Genomic DNA, 24,399 nt, shown 5'->3' with positions numbered 1-24,399 from the left:
TGTGAAGAGGTGGCGGGGGTGACGGGGCGACGCGGACCAGGCGAGGCCGGCTCAAGGCCTGGCGTACTGGTCCATGTTCTCGGGCGTGACCAGTTCGAAGGGCACGTTCACGAAGCGCTCCACGGCCTGCTTGCCGGCCAGGCGCAGGGCGGCATCGACGGCATTGGCGCCCTGGCCCGCCAGGTTCTGGAAGACGGAGACCTTGAGGTCGCCGTTCTTCATGGACGCCAGCCCGTCCGGCGTGGCGTCTATGCCGGCCACGATCATGTCGGGCGTCCATTTCCTGGCCGACTTCAGCGCGTTGATGGCGCCTATCGCCATCTCGTCGTTGTTGGCGAGGATGGCGTCGAACTTCATGCCCGAACTCAGCCAGTTCATGGTGATGTCCTGGCCCTGCGTGCGGCTCCATTTGCCTTCGCGCTTGTCCAGGATCTTCATGCCTGCGCACTCGCGGGTCGCCAGCACTTCCTCGATGTCGCGGGTGCGCACGCGCGCCGAGTCGTTGGACAGCTCGCCCATCAGCACCAGCAGGTCGCCCCGGCCGCCCAGCAGCTTGCAGACCTGGCGGGCCTGCAGCGTGCCCGACAGCTTTTCGTCGGACGCGACCACGGCAGTGCCTGCGGGCAGCTTGTCGAAATCCACGGGCTGGCGGTTCACGTAGACCAGCGGAATCCGGGCGGCGCTCACCATGCGGGTGATCTTGGGCGTGGCGTCGGTATCGACCGGGTTGACGATGATGGCGTCGGCCCGCTGGGCAATCATGTTCTGGATCTGGCTCAGCTGCTTGCCCACGTCGTTGCTGGCGTCCTCGATCTGCACGCCGGCTCCGTGCCTTTTCGCTGCATCGACGATGCCGTTGCGCAGGATGGTCAGGCCCGTGTCGTCAAACAGCGCCATCGCCACGCCGATCCTGAGGGGCTGCACCGGGGCCTGGGCCTGCGCTGCCCGTGGTTGTGCCTGAGCCTGGCCATGCAACGGCAGGGCGACCAGAAGGGCTGCGGCAATGGCAGCCAGCAGGTGTCTTTTACTCATCCCTCGTCTCCTTGTTCCTGAGCGGCAGCGGGGCGCATGCAGGCCCCGCATGGACTCGCCACACACCGGATTGCACCGGACCGTGAGGAGAACTGTAGTTCCGTGCCGTGAAATTTTGGAAATTAATTTCTAAGTGATTACACCTAAGGAAAATAATTTCCAATAGTTTTAATCTTTCGTCCATGTTCTGAACGGCGGGCATCGGAGACAAGGCAAGCCATGACAAGCACTGTGAGATTGACCGTCAGCCAGGCGCTGGTCCGCTACCTGGCGGCCTTGCGGGCCGAGGTCGTGCAGCCGGACGGCAGCACCTCCATCCAGCCCTATTGCGGCGGCGTGTTCGCCATCTTTGGGCATGGCAACGTGGCCGGGCTGGGCGAGGCCCTGCATGCCGACAGGCACAGGCTGCCCACCTTTCGCGCCCACAGCGAACAGGGCATGGCCCATGCGGCCGTGGCCTTTGCCAAGACCCATTTCCGCCAGCGCATGATGGCCGTGACCTCCAGCATCGGCCCCGGCGCCACCAACCTGGTGACCTCCGCCGCGCTGGCGCATGTGGCGCGCCTGCCGCTGCTGCTGCTGCCCGGGGACATCTTTGCCTCGCGCCTGCCCGATCCCGTTCTGCAGCAGGTGGAGAGCTTCGAGCAGGGCGATCTGAGCGCCAACGACTGTTTGCGCCCGGTCACGCGCTACTTCGACCGCATCATGCAGCCCGAGCAATTGCTGGTGGCCTTGCCGCGTGCCATCCAGGTCATGACCGACCCGGCCCAGTGCGGCCCCGTCTGCCTCGCGCTGCCGCAGGATGTGCAGACCCAGGCCTTCGACTGGCCCATGGATTTCTTCCACCCGCCGCTGATCCGCCTGCGCCGCCAGCCGGCCGACGCTGCCGGGCTGGCCGAGGCCGTGGCCTTGCTGGCCTCCGCCAAAAGGCCGCTGATCGTGGCGGGCGGCGGCGTGCTGTACAGCCAGGCCTGGGAGGCCTTGCGCGTGTTTGCCGAAACGCATGGCGTGCCGGTGGCCGAGTCGCAGGCCGGCAAGGGCAGCCTGGCCTGGGACCATGCCCTCAATCTGGGCGCCATCGGCGTGACCGGCTCGCCGGCTGCCAACCACGCGGCCCGGCACTGCGATGTGCTGCTGGCCATCGGCACGCGGCAGCAGGATTTCACCAGCGGCTCGCAGGCGCTGTACAGCCAGGCCACGGTGCTGGGCCTGAACGTGCAGCCCTTCGATGCCGCCAGGAAGCGTGGCCGCCAGCTGGTGGCCGATGCCCGTATTGGCCTGGCCCAGCTGGGTGCAGGATTGGCCGGCTGGCGGGCCGATCCACGGTGGACCGAAGAGCTGCGCGCCCGGGCCTCAGCCTGGGCACAGCGCGTGGCGGAGCTGACATTGCACGTGCCCCAGGGCGAGCTGCCCTGTGACGCCGAGGTGATCGGGGCCTTGCGCGAGTCTGCCGCCGACGCAGGGCTGGACAGCGCCCGCAATGACATCGTGGTCTGCGCGGCCGGCACGCTGCCGGCCGAGCTGCACAAGCTGTGGCGCAGCGGCCTGCCGGGCAACTACCACGTGGACTATGCCTATTCCTGCATGGGCTACGAGATCGCGGGCGGTCTGGGCGTGAAGCTGGCAAGGCCCGAGCGCGAGGTCATCGTGGTCGTGGGCGATGGCTCCTACATGATGCTCAACGCCGAGCTGGCCACCTCGGTGCTGCTGGGCCGAAAGATCATCGTCGTGGTGCTGGACAACCGTGGCTACGGCTGCATAGAGCGGCTGCAGATCCGCTGCGGCGGCGCCAGCTTCAACAACATGCTCGACGACTGCGTGCCCGAGGGCGGCGAGCGCTCGTCCATAGATTTCGCCCGCCACGCCGCTGCCATGGGGGCCGAGGCCGTCCACGTGGGCGGTGTGCAGGAACTGCGCCGCGAAATGCTGCGTGCGCGGGCGTCCCGCCGCAGCCAGGTGCTGGTGATAGATACCACCCACCACCGCACCACGGCCGACGGCGGCGCCTGGTGGGAGGTTGCCGTGCCCGAGGTCTCGGACCGCCCCGAGGTCCAGGGCGCGCGGCGCGAGTACCTGCACCACAAGGCAGGCCAGCGGCGCTGACGCCGCGCCACCGTCGCCCCGCCCGATTTCTGCCCATCTGCCCATCTGCCTAACTGTCTAGGCGCCTATCTGCCCCAAGGAGGACTCGCATGAACTGGAAGGTTCGCATCGGTATCAATCCCCTGTCCTGGATGAACGACGACCTCCCTTCGCTGGGGGGCGATACGCCGCTGGACACTGCACTGAAGGAAGGCGCCGAGATCGGCTACGCGGGTTTCGAGCTGGGCAACAAGTTTCCGAAAACCGGCCCCACGCTCAAGGCCAGGCTCGACGCGTACGGGCTGGCCTGCGTCTCCGGCTGGTACTCGGGCTTTCTGGCGCAGGCCGATGCGGGCAGCGACGACCAGGCCCTTGCCGCCGAGGCCGAGCGCTGCAAGCCCCACATGGACAGGCTGCGCCACAACGGCGTCGACGTGGTGGTCTATGGCGAATGCGCGGGCACGGTCCAGGGGCAGATCGGCACGCCTGTGTCCCGGCGCCCGCGCTTTGCCGACGATGCGGCCTGGCAGCGCTATGCGTGGCGGCTGGATGCCTTTGGCGCGCACCTGCTGGAGTGTTACGGCATCCGGCTGGCCTATCACCACCACATGGGCGCCCAGGTGGAATCCCCGCAGGATGTGGACCGCCTGATGGCGCTGACCGATCCGCGCAAGGTCTTTCTGCTGTTCGATACCGGCCATGCCTACTACGGCGGCGCGGCCGATCCGGCGGCGCTGCTGAAAAAACATGTGGCGCGCGTGGCGCATGTGCATTGCAAGGATGTGCGTCCCCAGGTGATTGCCCAGGCGCGCCAGGGCGACTGGAGCTTTCTGCAGGGCGTGGTCAACGGCATCTTCACGGTGCCGGGTGACGGCGCGCTCGACTTCGAGGCGGTGCTGCGCACGCTCAGGGATGCCGGCTACCAGGGCTGGCTCGTGGTCGAGGCCGAGCAGGACCCCGCCATCGCGCCCGGCTACGCATACGCGAAAAAGGGCTACGAGACGCTGAGCGCGCTCGTGGAGCGGCTGGGCGCCTGAGGCCATCCGGCATCGAGGCATGAAAACCAAGGGAGGACAACGTCATGACATCTGCAATCCACCACGCCCTGTGGGGCCCTGCGGCCCGGGCCACCGTACCTTGCCTGTGCGCTGCGGCGCTGGCCGGCGCAGCCAGTCTGGCCGCGGCGCAAGGCAGCGTCACGCTGTATGGGCGCATCGTCAGCGGTGTCGACTATATGAACCGCATTGCCGAGGGGCCGGGCCGGTCTTCCGATCAACTCCGGCACGCCGGGCAATGGGGCGCGACCTGGTGGGGGATGCGCGGGGCTGAGGACCTGGGTGGCGGCCTGAGCGCCGTCTTCCATCTCGAAAGCCAGTTCTCCGCCGACGACGGCACGGTGGGCGACAGCTTCTTCAGCCGCTATGCGGTAGTCGGCCTGCGAAGCCAGACGTACGGCACGCTGCTGCTGGGCCGGGCCATGGGCATTCCGGACGGCGAGGTCTGGGCGCTGGACCCCATGGGCCTGCAGGCCATGGGTGCGGGCACGCTGCAGGGCAACCGGACCTGGGGGTCGCGCCCCAATGCCATCAGCTACCAGTCGCCGGCCTGGGGCGGGCTCTCGTTTCGCACCCAGCTGGGGCTGAACGGGGAGGCGGGCCGTTCCCGGGCCGGGCGCCAGGCCGCCGCCAGCGTGGGCTATGAGCAGGGGCCGCTGGTGCTCAAGGCCTTCTACGAAGAAATCCGTGACGGCAACGGCGCTTTCAGTTCGCTCTACACGGCATCGCGCCTGTACACGGTGGGCGCAACCTACCGCGTGGGCGGCCTCAAGCTGTTCACGGGCTACAGCCAGATCCGGTCAGGCCTCCTGACGGTGGCCGACGCCGACAACCCGGCAGGCGCCCGCAGGCAACAGACCTACTGGATGGGCGCCAACTACCAGGCCACGCCGGCGCTGGTGCTGGTGGGCGGCGCCTACCGCGCCAACCGCAGTGGCGGCGGCGCCAGCCTGCTGAGCCTGGGGGCCAACTACCATCTTTCCCGGCGCACCATGCTGTATGGCACGGTCGGCACCCTCTCCAACGGGGGCACAGCCTCGTTCTCGGTGGAGGCCAACAGCGGCAAGCCGCTGCCCGGCTCCGGCCAGCAGGGGCTTTACGCGGGCGTCGTGCACTCGTTCTGAAGCCGCCTTCGCCGCGCATCAACCCTCAGCCCGGCCGGGTCAACCCCCGCTGGGCCGGCCCCCTTGGGGCGGGGCGGTGCCGCTTGGCTGTATTCTTGGCGCTTGCCTTCACGCAGCCTTGCGGCCGTCCCCAACATGCATTTGTCCAGACGCGAATTCCTCGGCGCCGGCGTGGCCGCCGCCTGTGCCTCGCTGGTCGGTTGCGCGGCCTCGGCGCCCGTGTCGGGCAGTTTCCTGCAGCCGTGGCGCAGCCATCTGGAGATGCCGCGCGACCAATGGCGCCAGCGCCTGGCCGCCACCCAGGCGCTGGGCTGCCGCGAGCTGTTCGTGCAATGGAGCGGCCTGCTGGGCGATACCGAGGCGGGCAGCTGGATGCTGGCCGACGCGCAGATCGCCGACCTGCTGGACATCTGCACCGAACTGGGCATGGGCGTGCACTTGGGCCTGCCCTATGACGAGCGCTGGTGGAAGCAGATCAGCCTTGACAACGCCGCAGGCCCTGCGCCTTACCTGGCGCATATCGCCGAGCTGGGCGCCAGCCACATGTACGCCAGCACCTGGCCGCGCCATGCGGCCTTTCGCGGCTGGTACATCCCCTACGAGCTGGAGCAGTACCACTGGGCCGCGCCCGAGCGCATCGAGCTGCTGGTGAGCGCGCTGCAACCGCTGGCCCAGGCGGCAGCGGCCACATCCGGCCAGGTGCCCGGCATCTCCACCTATTTCAGCCAGCTGCAGACCCTGGGCAGCCTGCCCACGCTGTGGAGCATCCTGCTGGACCGCGTGTCCCTGCGCCCCATGGTGCAGGACGGCGTGGGCGTGGCGGGCCTGGGCAACTACGAGGCGCTGGCGCCGCTGCAGCAGATGCTGCTCGAGCGCAGGGCGCCGTTCGATCTCATCGTGGAACTGTTCGAGCAACTGCCGCCCGCGCGGCCCGATGGCTCGGACTTCCAGGCGCGCACGGCCAGCTTCGAGCGCGTGCGTCGCCAATGGGACGTGGCCCGCGACTACGGCGCCCAGCGCGTCGTTGCCTTCGCCATCGATCCCTGGGTGCTGAACGACACGCCCGAAGCCCGGCAACTGCTGCGCGGGTGGAAATCCGCCGCGCGCTGAGCGGCAGGCGGCCGGGTCAGAAGCGCTTGGCGATGATCTCTCGCAGGATCTCGCTGCTTCCGCCGAAGATGCGCAGTGCCCTTGCATCGGCCCAGGCACGGCCGATGCCGTATTCCGCCATGTAGCCGTAGCCGCCGTGCAGCTGCAGCAGCTCGTCCAGCACCTGGCCCTGCAGCTCGGTGGCGTTGAGCTTGGCCATGGCGGCGGTGACGGAGTCCAGCGAGCCTTCCATGTGCTGGGCCAGGCAGTCGTCCAGGAAGACGCGCAGCATGGTGGTCCTGGCCAGGGCGTCGGCGAACTTGAAGCGGGTGTTCTGGTAGTCGAGCACGCGGCGCCCGAAGACCTTGCGGTTGCGCACGAACTCGGCAGCCTCGTCCAGCATGCCTTCGGTGGAGGCCGCCGCACGCAGCGCGATCGCCAGCCGCTCCTGCGCCAGTTCCTGGGTCACATGCTCGAAGGCTGCGTTCTCGCGCCCCAGCAGGTGGTCGGCCGGCAGGTGCAGTTCGTCGAAGAACAGCTCGCAGGTGTCCTGGCTGTGCTGGCCTATCTTGCGCAGCGCCGGGCCCTTGCCCAGGCCCTTCATGCCTTCTTCCACCACGAACAACGACAGGCCGCGCGCGCCCAGGTCGGGCTCGGTGCTGGCCAGCACCACCATCAGGCCGGCGTTGACGCCGTTGGTGATGAAGGTCTTCTGGCCGTTGAGCACGTAGCCGCCGCCTTCACTCTCGCTCTTGCGGCGGGCGCGCGTGCGCACGGCCTTGAGGTCGCTGCCCGCGCCGGGCTCGGTCAGCGCGATGGCGCCGATCAGCTCGCCCGTGGCCATGCGCGGCAGCCAGCGGTCCTTCTGCACCTGCGTGCCGAAGTTCCAGAGATAGGGCGCCACCATGTCGGAGTGGATGGAAAAGCCGATGCCCAGGCAGTTGGCACGCGCCAGCGCCTCGATGACCACGGCCGCGTGGCCGAAGTCCCCGCCCTGGCCGTAGGGCGGGGGCAGGTCGCAATTGAGCAGGCCGCTGTCGCCAGCCTTGCGCCACAGGGCGCGCGGCGTGATGCCCTCTGCCTCCCAGTCATTGATGTGGGGCAGGATCTCGGTGGCCACGAATCGGTCCACCTGTTCCTTGAACAGCAGGTGGTCTTCACGCAATACGGAGCGGGTGCGCATGTCTGTGTCGGTCTCCTTGGGCTGGGTCAGGGGCGATAGGTGTCGGTGGCGCTGGCCTGGCCGCGCAGCACGGGGGAGGCGGCCGTACCCGTCATGAACAGGCTGTAGTGGTCGCCGGGCTGCAGCTGGGGCAGTGCCAGCGGCGCGCTGACGGCCTTGGCGCAGCTGGCACTGAGCTGGGCGCTGACCGGGTTGATGGAGCGGCTGGCCGATGCGGCCGGCGCCACGCCCGTGAACAGGGGCGTGCCCGCGGGCGCGACCTGCAGGCTGCCCTGGGGGCAGTCCGTGGTGAGATTGTAGAAACGCAGCTCGGCCTTGAGCGCGTCCTGGCTGCCGCCGGAGTCGTCGATGGCCGTGAAGCGCGTGGCCGCGTTCTTGCCCTGGCGCTGCGGCACCAGGGTGGTGAAGCTGCCCGGCGCCACCTTCATGCTGCCGGCGCTCTTGCCGTCCAGCTGGATGGCAAAGGGCGTGTCGCCCTTGACGATGGCGTAGCTGCTGGCCGGCTTGCTGCCGGACAGCGTCTGCTCGGGGCCGTCGGCGATCTTCACGCGCAGGCTGCCCGCGTCGGGGTGGACCACGCGCACGAAGGACGAGCCTGCGGGGGGGCGCGCGGCGTACAGCTGGGCCAGCGTGCCTTCGGCATGCGCTGCAGGCAGGCAGGACAGGGCCGCCAGCCCGGCCAGGGTGAACAGTGCTTGGCGCCTCACAGCGGAAAAAACGGAAGTCATGCCTGCAGATCCTTGTTTCATTGGGCGGGGCGCATGCGCGAGTCGAGGTACATGCGCTCCAGTTGCTTGCGGTCGGCCTTGTCGGTCTGGGTCAGCGGAAAGCCATGGCAGGCCAGCAGTTCCGACGGAATCATGTAGGGCGGCACGCGCTGGGCCAGCAGTTCGCGCCATCCGGCCAGGTCTTCGGGCAGGGGGTGCATGCCGGGCGGGCCGCTGCGGTCCAGGTCCACGAAGCCGATCATGCGCACGATGAAGCCGTCGGGCCGCTTGAGTGCCACCGCCGCGCCTGCGCGCACGCCGGGCAGGGTGGCCAGCACGGCATCGACCTCGGCCAGCTCGATGCGGTAGCCGTGCATCTTGATCTGGTCGTCGCGCCGGCCGTGGAAGGTGACCAGGCCCTCGCCGTCGATCTCGCCCAGGTCGCCCGTGCGGTAGCCGCGCTTGCCGTTGCGCATGAACATGCGGGTGGCGTGCAGGTCGGGGCGGTTGAGGTAGCCGCGCATCACATGGTCGCCGGCTACGCAGATCTCGCCTTCGTCCAGGAACACATCGGCATAGGGCTTGGCCCGGCCGATGGGAAAGGGCAGCGGCGCGCGCTGGCGCAGCGCGGGGTCGATCTCCACCCAGGTGGTGGAGCAGGTGGCCTCGGTGGGGCCGTAGGAGTTGATGATGCGCGCCTGGGGAAAGCGGCTCCACAGCGCCTCGGCCACGGTGGGCGTGAGCGATTCGGCGCCGAAGACGAAGACGCGCAGGTCGGGCAGGTGCTGCTGGTCGAAGTCGGCATCCAGCAGCTGCTGGCGCACGAAGGAGGGCGTGGACGCCCAGACGTTCACATGGGTGCGCGCCAGGTAGGCGGCAAAGGCCTGGCGGTCGGCAATGGTCTCGCGCGCGCACAGCACGCAGGCACCGCCCGTGACCAGGGCGCCCATCCAGTTGAACAGCGAAAAGTCGAAGCTGAACAGCATCTGGTCCATGAACACCGGCGCCTCGCCCAGGGCCAGGCAGTCGCGTATCCAGCCGGCGAACAGGCCCATGCTCTCGCGCCCGATCTGCACGCCCTTGGGATCGCCCGTGCTGCCCGAGGTGAACATGATGTAGGCCAGCGATTTTTCCTGCAGCGGCTGCGCGGCGATGCCGGTGTCCACAAAGCTGCGGGCCTGCGCGTCGTAGTGCAGGCCGGCTTGCACCAGCGTGGCGATGCGCGCCATGCGCTCGGCCGGGTTGATCACGTCCACGGGGACAAAGGGCACGCCCAGGCGCAGGCAGCCGAGGATGGCCACGAGAAAGGCCGTCTCCTTGTGCCCCGTGATCAGCAGCGGCTCGTCGCGGCGAGCGCCGCGCGCCAGCGCCTGCTGCTCCCATTGCTCCACGGCCTGGGCCAGTTGCTGCCAGCTCAGCGTGCCGGCGGCATCGATGACGGCCGGCCGCTGCGTGCCGGCGTCGGGCTCGATGAAGTCGAAGCGGTCAAAACTGAATCGCATGCGGGCTCCTTGCGGCGGTGGGTGGATGGGGATGGCTGCGCAGGCCGGGCCGACAGTGCCGGCGTCTCATCACGCCTTGCGCTGCTCGGCCACGTACTGCGCCAGCGTTTGCACGGACTCCAGGTGCAGGTCGATCTCCGATGGCGGTATCTTGACGCCGAATTCCTTCTCGATGGCCAGGGCCACGTCCACGGCGGACAGCGAGTCCACCAGGCCCGATTCGAGCAGCAGCGTATCGGGCTCGACCGAGGTCAGGATGATGGCTCCGATGATCTGGGCAATCTTGGTTTCGATGTCATTGTGGGACATGCTTTTTTCTCCAACAGGCGTTTCAGAACTGGAAATACAGGAAGCGGGTTTCCTTGTGCAGGTTGACCAGGCACAGGAAGAGCAGGACCAGGGTCACGGCCGTCCAGCCCGCGCTGGGGCGCCAGCGCATCCAGGCCCGGGGCGCTTCCTGCACCTTGAACATGGCGGGCGAGAAGCGGCCCAGGATCTGGTGGGCATTGGGCGTGAACCAGGCAATGGCCAGCAGCAGCAGCACCAGGGCCAGCTGCATATGGTGGCCTATGGCCAGGCGGATGGCATCGCCCAGTGCCAGTCCCTGGACGTGGGACAGCGACTCCAGCGCCTCCACGCCGCGCAGGCCGGCCATGCCCTTGAGCAGCAGCATGGCGTCGCCCACGCCGTGGGCGCGGAAGAAGGTCTGGGCGATGAGCACGGCGATGAAGGTGATGACAACGCACAGCGCCTGCACGCCCCGGCCCGATTTGCGGGCGGCGGCCGGCTTGCGGCTGACCACGAAGATGCGCCAGGCATGGTTGACCGACAGGTAGAAGGCATGCAGCAGGCCGAAGATCACGTACTGCAGGCCGGCGCCGTGCCAGATGCCCGCCAGCCCCATGGTGAACAGCGTGGGCACGACGATGGTGGCCGCAAAGCCGCCCGGCGTGCGCGCGGCGCTGGAGCCCACGGACAGGCCGCGCTTTTCGCGTGCGCGCGAGATGGCCATGGCCACGGGGTAGTACAGGTAGGCCGTGAGGTAGCGCGTCAGCGTCATGTGCCAGCGCGCCCAGAAGTCGATGATGCTGCCGGCCTTGTAGGGCGAGTTGAAGTTCAGCGGGAAACGGATGCCGAACATGCGCGCCAGGCCCAGGGCCATGTCCGAATAGCCCGAGAAGTCGAAGTACAGCTGCAGCGCGTAGCTGAGGCTGGCGCCCCAGGCGGCCCAGAACTGCAGCTCGCCGGGCGCGGCGAAGCCGGCGTCCGCATAGGGTGCGATCTCGTCGGCCAGCAGCACCTTCTTGGCCAGGCCGATCACGAACAGCGTGCCCCCGATGGACAGGTTGTCCGCGCGGAACCGGTAGTTATCCGGCTGCGCGAACTGCGGCATCATTTCCTTGTGGTGCAGGATGGGCCCGGCAATCAGGTGCGGGAAGAAGGTCACGAACAGCACGTAGCTGAGCAGGCTGCGTTCCTTGACGATGCCCGAGCGGCAGTCCAGCAGGTAGCCGATCTGGGTAAAGGTGAAGAACGAGATGCCCAGGGGCAGGATCAGCTCGTGCATGCCGCCCTGCGTCAGCCCCCATTCGCCCAGGAAGTTGAACAGCGTGGCGAAGTACTTGTAGTGGAACAGTGCCGCCAGGTCCGCGCCCACGCCCAGCGCAGTCACCAGCCCCTGCAGCCGCGCATGGCCGGCAAAGCGCAGGATCAGCCGGCTCACCACGTAGTTGAAGGCAATGGACAGGGCCAGCAGGGCGACGAACTGCGGGTTCCACCAGCCATAGAAGACGAAGGACGTCAGGCACAGCCAGAACGCGGCCAGCCGCAGGCTGATGGCGCCGGCCAGGTAGTGGCCCGCCAGCGCGATGGGCAGGAACAGCAGCAGGAAAAGATAGGAGTTGAACAGCATGTAGCGGGCGGTTTCACGCAGGCGGGGAGGCGGCGTCCAGCTCCTTGAGCGCCGCTTTTTCATCGTCCGTCAGGGGCAGGGACAAGGTGTTTTCCGAGAACTCCCAGATCACCAGCCGCAGGCTGGCCGGCCAGGAGGCGCGGCGCTTGAGGGCGGACACCATGGCGCCGCTGAACTGGCCGCCATCCATGCTGAGGTTCCAGACTTCATGGCCCAGCGCGCGGCCCAGCTGTGGCGCGAAATTGCTGCGCAGGCCGTTGGAGCTGCCGGCCAGCAGCACCTGCACGGGCGGCGTCTCGTCCAGCAGGCCGCCGCCGCGCACGGGGGTGATGGCCTGGGGGCGTATTTCGTCGCGCTGCGGGCGCCAGCCTGCCGGTGCGTCGGCCAGGCCGGCCAGGGCCAGCAGGTCGCCGGGCAAGGGCTGCAGCGGCCCGGGTGCAGACTCCTCGAAGGCCTGGCTGCCGCGCTGCCCGCCCAGCAGCGGCAGCGCGGCCCGGGCCACGGCCAGGGCGGCGGCGCGTGCGCCCTCGGCGTTCATGTGCACGTCGGTGCGAAAGAACACGGGCTGCGTCTGCTCCTGGGCCTGCAGGGCGGGGCGCAGGTCGGCAAAGGCAATGCCGTCGGCCTGCAGGCGCTGCTGCCACAGGTCCAGGCGCTGCAGCATCACGGGGGCCACGGGCAGGCCGCACAGATGGTCGGCCTCGATGCGCGACTTGTCGGGCACGGCCACCACCAGGGTGGCAATGCCCTTGTCCTGCAACTGCCGTGTCCAGTGGCGCAACAGGCGCTGGCGCGCCTCGAAGGGCGCGGCGCCCGTGCCGGGCTGGGGCCGCAGGCCGTCGCGGTAGAACATCCACTGCGGGCAGCCCAGGGCCACCTGCGCGCCTGTATCGCCCAGCAGGCGATAGCGCAGCGCGGCCTGGCCGGTTTCCAGCGAGGACTGCGCAGGCAGGCGCAGGCCCTTGTTCAGCGCCGTGCCCGCGCGGCCATCGAGCCAGGCCGACAGCTGCAGCTCGCCGGCCTTGGGGCCGTGGCGGGCCAGCGACCAGCCACCCCAGGCCAGGCCCGACAGCAGCAGGGCGCCCCAGATCCAGGCATTGCGCCGGTGGCCCTTGTCGGTTTGCAGGTCTTGCGCGGCTTGGTCCACGGGTCAGCCCTTGAGTGCGGCGCGCAGCCGCTCCAGCCAGGTGGCGCTGGGCATGAGGGAGGCGTTGTCCCACTGGCCGGCCGCGTTGGGGCCGTAGCTGTAGGTGGGCTCGAACATCTGCCACACCAGCACCTGGGGCTTGTGGGACTTGAAGGCCGGCGACTCCAGGTACTCCAGCAGCATGGTCCACTGGCCCACGTTGCCGGGCTTCCAGTTCAGCGAGACGGGGCGGTCCAGCAGGCTGGAGAGCTTTTGCGGAAAGCCGAAGTAGGGCTGGACCATGCTGTGGCCCGTCACATGGACGGGCGCGGGCTCGTCGTCGAGCAGGCCCTTGGCGGGGGCCTGGCGGCGCACGGTATAGACCTCGCGGCCCACCTGCTTGCGCTCTTCGGCGGTGAGAAAGAGCTCGGCCAGGTCGCCATAGCGGCGCTCGGTGACGGTGTCGCCCAGGGCCAGGCCGCTGCCGGCGCGGCCCGCCAGCTGGGGCACCTCGCCCTGGACCATGCGGGCCGTGGCTTCGGCCGTGGCGTCGGCCGCCGCCTGGGTCCAGTGCTGGTCGGTGCGGTAGAACACGTCCTTGCCGCTGTCGCGCACGGTGCGCAGCACGGCCTCGTCGTCGAAGCTGGGAATGCCTGCGCCCTGCAGCGCCTGCAGCACCTGCTTGTAGCGGCCCTGGACATCGGCGCTCATGGCCTTGCCATCGGGCATTTTGTCAGCGTAGAAGCGCACCTTGTCGGGCAGCAGCAGCACCTGCAGCTTCACGCCGCGCGCGGCCAGCAGGTTGCGCGCCTCGGTGATCAGCCGCGTGGATTCCGTGATGCCGGCGCGGTCCACCTGGGTCAGGCTGCCCCAGCCCGGAAACAGCCAGCCGTCCTTGCCCCTGAGAACGATGGAGGAGCTGTCCTGTGCCTGTGCCTGTGCCGTTCCCTGCGCTGCCAGCGCGCCCAGCACCAGGGCGCAGCCGGCCAGCCCGCGTGCGGCGCGCGCCATGCCCGAGCGCAGTCCGTGCAGGGCGGGGCGGGGTGCTTGCTTGGTCGAATCCATGGGAGCTTTCTCCTTTTCTCTTGTCTGTGTGGTGGCGGCGGCGGGGCGGGGCTTTCAATAGGACAGCGTCAGCGTCATGAACAGGCCCTTGGCGCGGTCGGCCTGGCCGCCGCCGATGTTGAAGCGGTACTGCATGGACCAGTCCAGATAGGACTGGGCCGTGCTGTAGTGGCTTTCGCGGAACCATTGGCGCAGGCTGATGCCCACGCCGGCGCTGGCCGACCAGCTGCTGCCATTGCCTTGCAGGGCCAGGGTCTGTCCCTGCTGGGCGGCCAATTGGGCTGCGGTGGGCGTGGCGCCAGGGGCGGCCTGCAGGGAACGCACTTGCACGCGGTTCCTCTGTTTGATCCAGTCGGCCGCGACCACGCCGAACGGGAAGATCACCAGGCCCTGGTTGATGCCGTCGGCGCGGAAGCTGCGCCCGATGCGGGCCTCGGTGGAGAAGAACCATTGCTCGCGCTTGTAGCGGCCCGAGCCGTCACCCACCAGGGCGCCATTGGTCTGGTCTGTCAGCGTGAAGCGCGAGGCCATGCTCTGGTTGGCATAGCCGGCCTGGCTGTAGCCTTCCATGGTGAACCAGCTGGAGCGGTCCGTGCGCCGGCCCGTGCCTTCGTAGAAGCCGTGGGTGACATAGGCCAGCCAGCCGCCCTGGCCCGCGCCCGCGCTGTACTTGGCCGAGATGGGATTGCCCAGTGCCGGGCCCGTGGGGTTGAGCGGATCGCGCCCGCTCATCAGGCAGCGCAGCTGGGGCGATTCAGGCGTGATGAAGCCCGAGCGCGTGGCGGAGCCGATGTTGAACTGGCGCTCTATGCCGAAGGTCAGCGCGTACTTGGTGGACGGCGTGAAGCGCATGCCCAGCGAGCCCGTGGTGGTGGGCAGGCCCGAGATGCCGCGGTTGTCGCCTGCCTGCACATTGATGGGCAGGCCCGTGCAGGGGTCGATGGCGCTTTGGCCCAGCGTGGTGCCGCCCCCGTCATGCAAGGTGCTGCCCAGCCGTCCGTAGACATCGAAGATGCGCGTCGATGAGTTGAGGAAGTTGGACGGGCGCCAGTAGGCCTCGGCCGTGCCGAAGACGGCGTCGCCGGCCTGGGTGAGGATGCCGTCCGAGAATGCACGCCCCGCCGGCCGCGCGCCCCGGTAGCCCAGGGAGACGATGGCGCCCCATTCGCGCGAGTAGCCGGAGACGGCGCTGCGCGCGTTCTCGCGCTGGCCCGGCGTCAGCTTGGCGGTGCCGGCATCGTCCAGGTCGATGGCTTGCTTGAAGGTGTGCACGGCGCCCCGGCTGTCGCCGGTGCCGGCCAGGGCATAGCCCTCGTCCAGCATGGCGCCCGCAGGCGCCTCGCCCGTGGCGCGGGCGGCACGAAAATCCTGCAGCGCCTTGGCCGGCTCTTCCTGGCGCGAGTACAGGTAGCCGCGCTGCATCAGCAGCTGGGCGTCGTTGGGGGTGAGGGACAGGGATTTGTCCAGCCGCAGCAGGGCCTGGCCCTGCTGGTCGCGGTTGCCTGCGGCCAGCGTGGTGGTCAGCAGCTTTTGCAGCTGCTCGTTGTCGGGGTCCTGCTCCACGGCCGTTTGCGCATGTTCGATGGCAGCCTTGTAGTCCTGGCGCGCGTAGGCCGCATAGGCCTGGGCGCTGGGGCCGCCTGCGCCCTGGGCATCGGAGGGCTGCAGCTCGCAGACCGTTCCGTAGGGCGTGTCGCGGCAGTCCTGCAGCGGCGGCGGGTAGTCGGCCATGGCCAGGGTCTGCGAGGCACCGCGCGTATCGGCCACCATGGGCGTGTCGCGGCCCGGGCGCAGTCCATCGGCTTGCTTGAGGCGGCGGGCCACGGATTCATCCTGCGCCGGCATGGGCGCCAGCAGCGCGCGGGCGCGTGCCGCGTCGCCCGCAGCCAGGGCTGCGTCGGCCGCGATCAGGCGCAGGTCGGCCGATTGCTTTTCGTCCAGCCAGTCCTGCTTGAGCACGTCGTCGAAGTCCTCGTTGGCCAGCGTGGTCTTGCCCTGGCGCTGGCGTATGTAGCCGCGCATGCCCAGGGCGGCCGTGTCCTCGTTGTCCTGCGCCAGTGCCTCGTCGGCAGCCTTTTCCGCGTCGGGCAGTTGCTCGGCCAGCATGAGCGAGGTGATCAGCAGCAAGCGGTGCGATGCCGTTCCCGGCGCCAGCGCCACGGCCTCGCGCGCAAAGGGCACGGCCTGCGCCGGGTTGTTGGCGATCAGCGCCTGGTAGGCCTTTTGCGCGGGCAGCACGGCCTGGCTGCGGCGCAGGGTCTGGCGCTTGGCCACCAGGTCGCTTTTGTTGGGTGGGTCCAGGGACAGGGCGGCATCTGCGGCCTCGATGGCGGCGCCCAGCTGGTCCTGGGCTTCCAGCGCACCAATCCACAGCAATGCCCATTGGCCTTGCGTGGGGTCCAGGCGAAAGGCCTGCTCGGCCTTGCGCGCGCTGTCTGCGTAGTTCCTGGCGTTGTAGTCGGCGTAGGCCTCGGTGGCGATGGGAAAGGCCTTGGTGTAGGCCTCGGAGGCCGTGGCCGCGCCGCCACCTGCGGCGGCCCCGCCTGCCGCAGCCGCGCGCACATTCGTCTCGGCCTGCTGCAGCGTGGCCTCGTCCATCCCGGCGGCGCGGGCCGAGGCGATGGCCTTGAGCGCTTCCTCGTTCTTGCCCTGCCTTTGCAGCGAGTAGATCAGCAGCATGCGCAGGCGCAACAGGTCGGGACGCAGCTGTATGGCCGATGCGGCGGCGCTGGCGGCCCGCGCAAAGCGGCCGGCCTGGTAATGGGCATAGGCCTGGTTGGCCAGCTGCCATGCGCGGCCCCTGAGCGGCGCCTCGGCCTTGACGGCTGCTGCGGCCTGCGGCCAGGCCGGCGGCGCGTTCCAGCCGGCGCCCAGCAGGGCGGCCAGGGTGAGTGGGCGAACGAGGGGTGCGAGACGCTTCATATGCCGGCCCTTGGTGTGCTTGGATTGCCTGTTGCGGCCAAGCCGGGATGTGCCGGGGGATCGGTGGGCTCCCCCTGCTGGAAGCTGATGGCCTCGCGCAGCGTGGCCTCGTCGAGCCAGCCTTGCTCCATGAGGATGGCGCCCAGCGGGCGGCGTTCGCGCCGCTGGATCTCCAGCGCGCTGGCCAGCCGGGTTTCGTCGATGGCCTGCCAGGACAGCAGCAGCTCGCCCAGGCGCTGGCGCTGGTGCACCAACTGGTCTGTGGAGGGGAAGTCGTGCATGGTCTTGTCCCAGGCCAGGCGCTTGCCCGTGACCAGGTGGACGATGAACAGCTTCCAGGCGCGCGCCGCTGCCATGGCATTGATGAAGTTGCCGATCACCATGCGCGGGACGGACAGCAAGGCGTGCTCCCAGCCGTACAGGCGCGAGACGAACCATGCGCGTTGCACCACGCGCAGCAGCAGGGCGACGACGTTGACGCTCATCAGCGTCACCAGCCAGCCATTGGGGGCGAACAGGGAGGGGTAGTAGACCGTCCACCAGCCCATGTGGTCGGCCAGCAGGAAGACCAGAAAGTTCAGCAGCAGCAGATAGGCCAGGATGGCCACGAAGGAGGTCACCAGCCCTTTGCGGTCGCGGAACAGCAGGTACTTGGTGGACAGCGGCCCGGCCCAGCCGACCTGGCTCCAGCCCTGCAGGCCGATGCCCAGCGTCCAGCGCGCCTTTTGCCGGTAGGCGGTCTTGAAGGTGTTGGGAAAGAACTCGCGTATGCCCAGCGGCATGGTGAGGGTGGACACCTTTTCCTTGCCCAGGCCGAACAGCGGCTTGCGCCGTATCACGTAGTCCACGGGGAATTTGCCGAAGATCTGCTTCATGCCCCGGCGCGCCAGCCGCGCGCCGATGTCGTAGTCCTCGGTCAGCGTGTCGGTGTTGAAGGGCTGGTTATGGGTCTCGGCGGCCAGTTCCTCCATCGCCTTGCGCGAAAAGCAGGTGCCCACGCCGGCCGAGGGCACCATGTGCGACATGCTCTCGCGCACCACCAGGTCCTTGGTGTGCCATTCGGCGAATTCGTCCATGTAGGTGCCGGCCACCAGCTCGTACCACTCGCGCTCCAGCGAGGTCACGGGCAGCTGGATGAAGTCCATGCGCGGCAGCAGGTAGTTGTAGTACTTGAGTTCCAGCGGGTGCAGCACGTCTTCGCTGTCGTGCAGGATCAGGCCGGCAAAGGGCTCGGGCTGCAGCGTGTTCTGCTGGAAGATGGCCTGCACGATCCAGTTGAGGCAGTCGGCCTTGCAGGTGGGGCCGTCATGCGGCACCTCCACGCGGACCAGCTGGCGGTAGCGCCGGCGCATGCGCTCCACCTCGTTCTTGGTGCGCTCGTCGTTGCGGTAGGTGCCCACGAAGATCATGTAGTTCTTGTAGTCCAACGTGCCCACCATGCTCTCGAGCATGGGCGCGATCACGTCGTACTCCAGCCAGGCCGGCACCATGATGGCCAGCGGCTTTTCCTCGACCTCCTGCAACTGCTGTGCCTTGAGCGGCTGGTAGCGGCGCTTGACGGTCAGCGCGCGCCAGGCCTCGCGCACCCAGTACCAGGCATCGATGAACAGGTCATCGATGCTGGACAGCAGGATGATGACGGCCACCACGGCGCTGGTGATCTCCAGCGCGTGGTAGTAGTCGGCCACCAGGTAGGGCCAGTAGAGGGAAGAGATCATGGTGATCGCCTCATGCCGTCGTCATCGTGGCTCGGGCCCGGCTCAGTGCCTGGGCTGCTTGCTGCGCGCCACCGCCCAGGCCAGCAGCACCAGCAGCACCACCACGACCAGCGCAATGGCGATGCCGGGCACGCTCCAGGACAGGAAGTTGCGCCATTCGTGGAAGGCGCCTTCGCGCGGACCGGACGGAATGCCGGCATCGGGGTTGCTGCTGTCGACCCAGGCCAGCGGGCCGTCACCGCCGATCACGGCGATGTTGCCGCGATTGAGCAGGAAGGGCTCGCCCAGGCCGCCAGTCCACTCGCCGATGGCACGCCACAGCACGCCCTGCTGGCCGCCGGCAGTGACCACTTCGGCCGAGGACAGCTGTTTCAGCCCCTTGATGTCCAGCCAGTCCAGCGACTTGCCGCGAATGCGCAGCTGCTGACCGTCCGTGACCGTCACCAGGGGCTTGGCGCCGTCCACCGGCACCTCCATGGCCACGAAGGGCATGGAAGGCTTGGCGGGCGCATCGGCCTGGGCCACGACCAGCTCGGCCTGCGAGGCCGACAGGCCGCTGGCTGCTGCCAGGTTGGCCATGCGCTCCAGCGCGGCCGGCGCGGCCGACAGGTAGCTGGCAGGCACCAGCAGCTGCGACCTGGCGCCCAGCAGGGGCAGCAGGCCGATGAAGCTGCCGTTGGGCTCGGCCTTGCCGGGCGTCACATAGCTGATGGCCGGCAGCACGCTGGCGGGATAGGGCTGGGGAATCTCGTTGCAGTCGGCCGAGTAGGGCTGGCGCTGCACCGACACGCGCAAGGTGTTGTTGATGCCCAGCGCGTAGCCGGGCACGCGGGCGCGCAGGCGCTCGGGCTGGCCGTTGGCGTCCAGCTGGCGGGCCGACAGCAGCATGCCGTTCCAGAACAGCGTGGCCACGGGGCGCGTGGCCGAGGCGCCGGGGGCTGCGGCCACGTACAGCGTGATCTCGCCCGGCATCCGGCCCTGCGAGGCGACGGCGCTCAGCGGGAAGTTCATCGTCCACTCGCCGCGCGACAGCACGTCGAAGCTGTCGGGACTGCCGCCCAGGCTGGACAGGCGTATGCCCTTGGCCTCGTCCCATTGCGGGGGCTGGGCCGCAGCCACCGTCACGTTGTCGCTGACCAGCAGGCGCTGCAGGGCGGCCTCCTGCAGGCCGGCCACGCGCGCACCCGCATCGGAGGCCACGGCCAGCACCATCTGGCGGCCCATGGGCAAGGCACGCAGTTGCTGCGAGGCCAGCGCCTCGCTGGCCAGCGGCGCGCGGCGGGCACGCCATTGCTGCAGCGCCTGGCCCGCATCGGGGTCGGTCGCCAGCTGGGCCTGCAGGGCTGCGAAGGCGGCGGTCAGGCGCTGCTGCAGTGCCTTGTCGGCCACCACGATGTCGCCGCTGACCTGGGCGGCCCCCAGCATGAGCAGCGCGCCCAGTTCGGCGTCACTGGCCAGCTTGTGCTGGGGCTCGGCGCCCCGCAGCGCGGCAAAGGCGGGCACGCCGGCCAGGGCGGCGGGAACCTCCAGGCCGCGCAGGTCGATCACCTCGCCCACGGCAGGAAGGGCCCGTACCTGCATGCGCCTGTTGTTGCGCTGCAGGCTGGCACCGATGCGCCAGGCGCTGTCGAACGAGGCCTGCTCCAGCTGCCTGCCCGACACCAGCACGGTGGTGCGCACGGGCAGGGTGTTCCAGACATCCTCGATGGTGCGCACATCGCGCGGGTCCACGCGGTAGCTCAGGCGTGTCTGCGGCGAGATGGTCAGCGAGTTGGCGAGGGAGTGGTTTTCGTCGCAGCGCTGCTGGCTGTTGTTGCGGTTGCGCCAGTTCACGCCCAGGCGCACGAAGTCGCTGGCGCGCGCAGGCTGGGCCACGGGCAGGTTGCGCTGCAGCGTGCCTTCGCCGTCCGGCACGGTCTGGGATACGGCCGGCGTACCGTTGAGCGAGATCACCACGGTCGAGGTCCCCGGCTCTCCCTTCAGGTAGCGGCCATCGAAGGCGATGCTGGCATCGCCCAGAGGCAGGCCGCGCGGCACGGGCAGGTAGAAGTCCTGGGTGGCCGTGCCGGCCAGCACGACCGGGTCGACAATGCCCAGCTCCTTGAGCGTGACGCTGCGCTGCACCCCGTCGCTGGCGCCCAGCTGCCGTATGGCGTCACCCAGCGCCGAGGCGGATGCCGTCTGGGCGAACAGGGCGCCCAGGCCCAGTAGCGAACCCAGCGCCCAGCGGGCCCCGGTGCGGGAAAACGAATGGCGGTGGATGGTCGGTTGCATGGGGGGCCTCTTTTTCACTTCGGTGCTCGGTTCGTGACGCGATTCGTGACACGTTCAGTTGCTGCAGGGCGGCTGCCGTTGCGTTGGGACTGGCGGCCTTCAGGCCGGCGCCAGGCCCTTGCCCATGGTGGCGAGGATGCCTGCCGGTCCGGCGGCAAACTCCTCGAAGGGCTGTCCCAGCAAGGCCCGTACGATGCGCTGCGAGGCCCGTCCGTCGCCATAGGGATTGATGCGGCGCGCGAACGAGGCGCGGTGGCCTTCATCGGTCAGAAGGCGGTTCACCTCGGCCACGATGCGCGCGCGCTGCGTGCCCACCAGCAGCACGGTGCCGGCCGATACGGCCTCGGGCCGCTCGGTCACATCGCGCATCACCAGCACGGGCTTGCCCAGGTAGGGTGCTTCCTCCTGCACGCCGCCGGAATCGGTCAGGATGATGCGGGCCCGCTGCATGAACCAGACGAAGTCCACATAGTCCAGCGGATCGATGAGGCGGATGTTGTCCATGCCGCCCAGCGTACGCATGACCACCTCGCGCACGGCAGGATTGAAGTGCACCGGGTAGACGATGAGCAGGTCCGGATGGCGCCGCGCCAGCTCGGCCAGCGCGGCGCAGATGTTCTGGAAGCCTTCGCCGAAGTTCTCGCGCCGGTGGCCCGTGACCAGCAGCAGCGGGCGCTGCGCGTCCACCCAGGGATGGCGCCCGGCAATGTCGCGGGCGAGCTCGGGCCGGGCATCGAGCCGGTCGCACAGCGTGGCCAGCGCATCGATGACGGTATTGCCGGTCACGGCGATGCGGCCCTGCAGGTTCTCGCGCAGCAGGTTGGCACGCGACGTGGGCGTGGGCGCGAACATCCACTGGCTGACCACATCGACCACGCGGCGGTTCATTTCCTCGGGAAAGGGCTGGGCCAGATCCCCCGTGCGCAGGCCGGCTTCCACATGGCCCACGGGAATGCGCCGGTGAAATGCTGCCAGCGCACAGGCCGTGGCCGTGCTGGTGTCGCCGTGCACGAGCACGTAGTCGGGCTTTTCCTGCTCCAGCACGCCGTCGGCGCCCGCCACCACGCGGGAGAACAGGCCGTTGAGTGTCTGGCTGGGTTGCATGACGGCCAAGTCGTGCCGGGCCTGCAGGCCGAACAGATCCATCACCTGGTCCAGCATCTGGCGATGCTGGCCTGTCACGCACACCACGCTTTCGATGCCGCGCGTCTGCGACAGGGCCGTCACCAGCGGCGCCATCTTGATGGCCTCGGGACGGGTCCCGAAAAACGAAAGAATTTTCATGCCAACCCCTTTGCGTCTTCTTGTGCTCTTCGCTCCTGCGTTGTTCTGGTGCTCCGCGCCCGGAGAGCGGGGGCCGTCTCAGCCCGAGGGCAGGCCGGGCAGGCTGCAAGGCGGTGTGGAATATACGTCGGGTTTTTGGCTTTTTCGATCGGCTTGGCGTCTCTGATTGAAAACTATCGTCAATTGAGTGAAATTGACGGAAATTAAGAGGACTTGAAGGGATTTTGTGACATTGCTTTCCATTTGGAACCTCCGTCGGATCTCTCACCCTGCAAGCCTCTTGCGGCTGGGCCTGAATGCTTGTTCGCGCCGCGCTGCGGTTGCACAAAGCTGCGCGCCTGGGTGCTTTGTTGCAGCTAGTACATCACTGAAACAAGGCTGTGCCTGTCGGACACCTGCGTATTGCATGCCCAGGCAGGGGTCTGCGCAAGGCTTGAGGGGCAGGTGCAGCCTGTGACTTTCCCTGATGCGCTGACGGCCTGCCGGGTGGATGCGGCGCGAGGCTGCGCGGGGCAGGACCCGGGCCGAATGCAGGCCCGGAAACGAAAACGGGCCCCGTGTAGGGGCCCGTTTTGCTGGGTGTATGGCGGAGAGGGCGGGATTCGAACCCGCGGTGGGGATTAGCCCACACACGCTTTCCAGGCGTGCGACTTAAACCGCTCATCCACCTCTCCGAAGCCCTCGATTGTAGCAGTGATTTCGGGCGTCCACGGTAAGAAACTGGTGCCGGCCGCGCTGGCCCGTGCGGCGATGGTTGCCCCACTCAAGGCCTGCAGTGCAACCGTGGCAATGCCGGGTGTTGCCTGTCCGGGCGCGGACAGGCGGGTAGTGACGGCAGGCAATACCGTGACATGGGACGGATTTGCGATGGGTTCAATGCATGCGCCTGGTGGTCATCCACTGATTTTCAGGGTGGAAAATGTAATGGAGTTCGTGTAAATGGAAGGTGCCGGAATGCGGTGTGAATCTCCGGTGCGGACCGTCCATCTGTGGCGACATTTTTCATGTGTACAAGATGGTATTTTCATTGCCCAGCTGCGTTGGTGCAAGCTATTGATATTGTTGAGGTTTCTTGAAAAAACACCGCCAATGAATCGGTATTTGCACGGGGTCCGGGAGGCATTGCGGGGGACGAATTTCCTTCATGCGGCGTTGGATGCATTTTGCAACAGACATCAAATGGGAGCTTGTGGAAAATGCCTGCGCCGATGAAATGCAGCAGTAACGGATTTCCGTCTGGCAAATCATAGGAACTCGCTATCGCCATGGCTTCCCACTCAATGCACGCCGATTCTCCATTTCGCCAGACGCCGGTATTGCCCGCACTGGCCTTCGGGCTTGTGGCGCTGCTGGGTACGACGGCGTTCGCTGCCGGGCTGCAGCGGCAGGTGCTGGAAAGCCTGCCGTCCGGCACGGCCAAGGGGGCGCCTGCCTATGAGTTGTCCCTGCCTGCCTGCACGGCGTCGGCCTGTCCCTTCGAACTGAGGCTGGTGCGTGCCGGTATGGAGCAAGGCAAGCCAGCGGCGCTGGCCTGGCCTGCTTCAAGAGGGCAGGCCCAGCTGGCGCCATCCGATCCGCTGTACGGCGTGGGCGATCCCTTGTCCGAGGCCGCGCAGCGCACGCGCGTCTGGACGACCGGCGAGGAAGAAGGCACGGTCACCGCCGCGGCGCGGACCTTGCGCCTGCCCGGCGCGCAAGGCGGGGCGCGCGCCTTGCTGGTCACGCAGATGGGCGGCTTCGACCATCCCAAGCGCCGCCATGCGCTCTATGTCGCCACGGCCCAGGGACCGCATCTGGCCTGGCAGTACGAAGAGCCTCCAGGCAGCTACCAAAGCTGGGTGCTGGCGCCCACGGGCCGGATCCCGGTGCTGCTGGTGCGCTATGACTCACCGCAGGACGACGCCCCCGACCAGATCGAGACCCGCAGCCTGCGCTGGAACGCAGGCCGGCAGGCGTTTGCCGAACAGGCATCGGCGCCGCCGGCTGCCGTGCAGGCCGTGGTGGCTGCGCGCTATGCCGGGGTGGCCGCTGCGCGTGCAGCGCGCGCGCAGCAGGCCGACTGCCTGGGAGGCTATGCCGTGGTGCTCACACGCCCCGCAGGAGCTGCGCCGCATCACGCCCTGGTGCAGGTGGCCGCGGATATGGCACAGGCGCATGCCGAATCGCTGCGGCTGCGTGCCTGCTCGGCCAGGCTGCAGCCGCGCACGGTGCCTTTGGCGCATCTGCTGCCGAAGGCGGAACAGGCGCCCGGCCGGAAACCTGAACGCAAGACCGATCCCGCCCGCTGAGCCCGAGCAGCGCGTGACACCGACAACCGCAAAGAG

The 24,399-nt window shown here is 68.4% G+C and carries 17 protein-coding genes and 1 tRNA gene; 5 read left to right on the top strand and 13 right to left on the bottom strand.

The features are described 5' to 3' along the window. Positions 1-51 precede the first annotated feature (51 nt). Positions 52-1,032, bottom strand: coding sequence for a sugar ABC transporter substrate-binding protein (locus HFGMBDPB_RS18205; RefSeq protein WP_212645966.1), 981 nt, complete (start codon positions 1,030-1,032; stop codon positions 52-54). Between the two features lie 219 nt (positions 1,033-1,251). On the opposite strand from HFGMBDPB_RS18205, the gene iolD reads away from it, so the two are divergent. From iolD to HFGMBDPB_RS18185, 4 genes are all read left to right on the top strand, one after another. Further along, positions 1,252-3,135 (top strand): 3D-(3,5/4)-trihydroxycyclohexane-1,2-dione acylhydrolase (decyclizing), encoded by a 1,884-nt coding sequence (iolD, locus tag HFGMBDPB_RS18200; protein ID WP_212645965.1) that lies wholly within the window; start codon positions 1,252-1,254, stop codon positions 3,133-3,135. An 89-nt stretch (positions 3,136-3,224) separates the two neighbouring features. After that, entirely contained in the window at positions 3,225-4,151 is a 927-nt protein-coding gene (iolE, locus tag HFGMBDPB_RS18195) for a myo-inosose-2 dehydratase (protein WP_212645964.1), read from the top strand. 44 nt (positions 4,152-4,195) lie between these two features. After that, positions 4,196-5,293, top strand: coding sequence for a porin (locus HFGMBDPB_RS18190; protein ID WP_212645963.1), 1,098 nt, complete (start codon positions 4,196-4,198; stop codon positions 5,291-5,293). Between the two features lie 135 nt (positions 5,294-5,428). Then, positions 5,429-6,403, top strand: a complete 975-nt coding sequence (locus HFGMBDPB_RS18185; protein WP_212645962.1) for a DUF4434 domain-containing protein — start codon at positions 5,429-5,431, stop codon at positions 6,401-6,403. A gap of 16 nt (positions 6,404-6,419) precedes the next feature. On the opposite strand, the gene HFGMBDPB_RS18180 is transcribed toward HFGMBDPB_RS18185, so the two are convergent. From HFGMBDPB_RS18180 to HFGMBDPB_RS18125, 12 genes are all read right to left on the bottom strand, one after another. Further along, on the bottom strand, positions 6,420-7,565 hold the full coding sequence (locus tag HFGMBDPB_RS18180; protein WP_016452419.1) for an acyl-CoA dehydrogenase family protein: 1,146 nt from the start codon (positions 7,563-7,565) through the stop codon (positions 6,420-6,422). A gap of 26 nt (positions 7,566-7,591) precedes the next feature. Beyond that, positions 7,592-8,293 carry an alginate O-acetyltransferase AlgF gene (locus tag HFGMBDPB_RS18175; protein WP_016449891.1) on the bottom strand — a complete coding sequence of 234 codons (702 nt, stop codon included), beginning with the start codon at positions 8,291-8,293 and terminating at the stop codon, positions 7,592-7,594. Positions 8,294-8,310: 17 nt separating this feature from the next. Continuing rightward, positions 8,311-9,774 carry an AMP-binding protein gene (locus tag HFGMBDPB_RS18170; protein WP_212645961.1) on the bottom strand — a complete coding sequence of 488 codons (1,464 nt, stop codon included), beginning with the start codon at positions 9,772-9,774 and terminating at the stop codon, positions 8,311-8,313. 69 nt (positions 9,775-9,843) lie between these two features. After that, positions 9,844-10,083, bottom strand: a complete 240-nt coding sequence (locus HFGMBDPB_RS18165) for an acyl carrier protein (protein ID WP_016449889.1) — start codon at positions 10,081-10,083, stop codon at positions 9,844-9,846. Between the two features lie 22 nt (positions 10,084-10,105). Beyond that, the gene (locus HFGMBDPB_RS18160) at positions 10,106-11,686 is read right to left on the bottom strand and encodes an MBOAT family O-acyltransferase (RefSeq protein ID WP_016452417.1); all 1,581 of its coding nucleotides are present in this window, start codon (positions 11,684-11,686) and stop codon (positions 10,106-10,108) included. 13 nt (positions 11,687-11,699) lie between these two features. After that, positions 11,700-12,833 (bottom strand): alginate O-acetyltransferase AlgX-related protein, encoded by a 1,134-nt coding sequence (locus tag HFGMBDPB_RS18155; RefSeq protein WP_133073582.1) that lies wholly within the window; start codon positions 12,831-12,833, stop codon positions 11,700-11,702. Positions 12,834-12,836: 3 nt separating this feature from the next. Next, on the bottom strand, positions 12,837-13,877 hold the full coding sequence (locus HFGMBDPB_RS18150; protein WP_212645960.1) for an alginate O-acetyltransferase AlgX-related protein: 1,041 nt from the start codon (positions 13,875-13,877) through the stop codon (positions 12,837-12,839). A 54-nt stretch (positions 13,878-13,931) separates the two neighbouring features. After that, entirely contained in the window at positions 13,932-16,799 is a 2,868-nt protein-coding gene (locus tag HFGMBDPB_RS18145) for an NfrA family protein (protein WP_212645959.1), read from the bottom strand. Then, positions 16,796-18,517: a glycosyl transferase family protein gene (locus HFGMBDPB_RS18140; protein WP_074924255.1), complete on the bottom strand. Its 1,722-nt coding sequence runs from the start codon at positions 18,515-18,517 to the stop codon at positions 16,796-16,798. The genes HFGMBDPB_RS18145 and HFGMBDPB_RS18140 overlap by 4 nt, the downstream gene beginning before the upstream one ends. Before the next feature lie 42 nt (positions 18,518-18,559). After that, positions 18,560-20,791, bottom strand: a complete 2,232-nt coding sequence (locus HFGMBDPB_RS18135) for a hypothetical protein (RefSeq protein ID WP_212645958.1) — start codon at positions 20,789-20,791, stop codon at positions 18,560-18,562. A 99-nt stretch (positions 20,792-20,890) separates the two neighbouring features. Beyond that, positions 20,891-22,075 carry a non-hydrolyzing UDP-N-acetylglucosamine 2-epimerase gene (gene wecB / locus HFGMBDPB_RS18130; protein WP_016449882.1) on the bottom strand — a complete coding sequence of 395 codons (1,185 nt, stop codon included), beginning with the start codon at positions 22,073-22,075 and terminating at the stop codon, positions 20,891-20,893. Positions 22,076-22,659: 584 nt separating this feature from the next. Further along, positions 22,660-22,749, bottom strand: a tRNA-Ser gene (locus HFGMBDPB_RS18125). 591 nt (positions 22,750-23,340) lie between these two features. Here HFGMBDPB_RS18125 and HFGMBDPB_RS18120 point away from each other — a divergent pair. Further along, on the top strand, positions 23,341-24,363 hold the full coding sequence (locus HFGMBDPB_RS18120; protein ID WP_249343538.1) for a hypothetical protein: 1,023 nt from the start codon (positions 23,341-23,343) through the stop codon (positions 24,361-24,363). The last annotated feature ends 36 nt before the right edge of the window (positions 24,364-24,399 follow it).

It is taken from the genome of Delftia sp. PE138 (assembly GCF_018320755.1).
GTDB classification, from domain to species: Bacteria; Pseudomonadota; Gammaproteobacteria; order Burkholderiales; family Burkholderiaceae_C; genus Comamonas; species Comamonas tsuruhatensis.
This window is presented reverse-complemented; position numbering and strand designations above follow the sequence as displayed.

Excerpts from the sequence above, each read along its gene's own strand:
- HFGMBDPB_RS18180 (WP_016452419.1), bottom strand. The coding sequence starts at position 7,565 with ATGCGCACCCGCTCCGTATTGCGTGAAGACCACCTGCTGTTCAAGGAA.
- HFGMBDPB_RS18205 (WP_212645966.1), bottom strand. The coding sequence starts at position 1,032 with ATGAGTAAAAGACACCTGCTGGCTGCCATTGCCGCAGCCCTTCTGGTC.
- HFGMBDPB_RS18190 (WP_212645963.1), top strand. The coding sequence starts at position 4,196 with ATGACATCTGCAATCCACCACGCCCTGTGGGGCCCTGCGGCCCGGGCC.
- HFGMBDPB_RS18135 (WP_212645958.1), bottom strand. The coding sequence starts at position 20,791 with ATGCAACCGACCATCCACCGCCATTCGTTTTCCCGCACCGGGGCCCGC.
- HFGMBDPB_RS18120 (WP_249343538.1), top strand. The coding sequence starts at position 23,341 with ATGGCTTCCCACTCAATGCACGCCGATTCTCCATTTCGCCAGACGCCG.
- wecB (WP_016449882.1), bottom strand. The coding sequence starts at position 22,075 with ATGAAAATTCTTTCGTTTTTCGGGACCCGTCCCGAGGCCATCAAGATG.
- iolE (WP_212645964.1), top strand. The coding sequence starts at position 3,225 with ATGAACTGGAAGGTTCGCATCGGTATCAATCCCCTGTCCTGGATGAAC.
- HFGMBDPB_RS18160 (WP_016452417.1), bottom strand. The coding sequence starts at position 11,686 with ATGCTGTTCAACTCCTATCTTTTCCTGCTGCTGTTCCTGCCCATCGCG.
- HFGMBDPB_RS18140 (WP_074924255.1), bottom strand. The coding sequence starts at position 18,517 with ATGATCTCTTCCCTCTACTGGCCCTACCTGGTGGCCGACTACTACCAC.
- iolD (WP_212645965.1), top strand. The coding sequence starts at position 1,252 with ATGACAAGCACTGTGAGATTGACCGTCAGCCAGGCGCTGGTCCGCTAC.
- HFGMBDPB_RS18175 (WP_016449891.1), bottom strand. The coding sequence starts at position 8,293 with ATGACTTCCGTTTTTTCCGCTGTGAGGCGCCAAGCACTGTTCACCCTG.
- HFGMBDPB_RS18185 (WP_212645962.1), top strand. The coding sequence starts at position 5,429 with ATGCATTTGTCCAGACGCGAATTCCTCGGCGCCGGCGTGGCCGCCGCC.
- HFGMBDPB_RS18145 (WP_212645959.1), bottom strand. The coding sequence starts at position 16,799 with ATGAAGCGTCTCGCACCCCTCGTTCGCCCACTCACCCTGGCCGCCCTG.
- HFGMBDPB_RS18165 (WP_016449889.1), bottom strand. The coding sequence starts at position 10,083 with ATGTCCCACAATGACATCGAAACCAAGATTGCCCAGATCATCGGAGCC.
- HFGMBDPB_RS18170 (WP_212645961.1), bottom strand. The coding sequence starts at position 9,774 with ATGCGATTCAGTTTTGACCGCTTCGACTTCATCGAGCCCGACGCCGGC.
- HFGMBDPB_RS18150 (WP_212645960.1), bottom strand. The coding sequence starts at position 13,877 with ATGGATTCGACCAAGCAAGCACCCCGCCCCGCCCTGCACGGACTGCGC.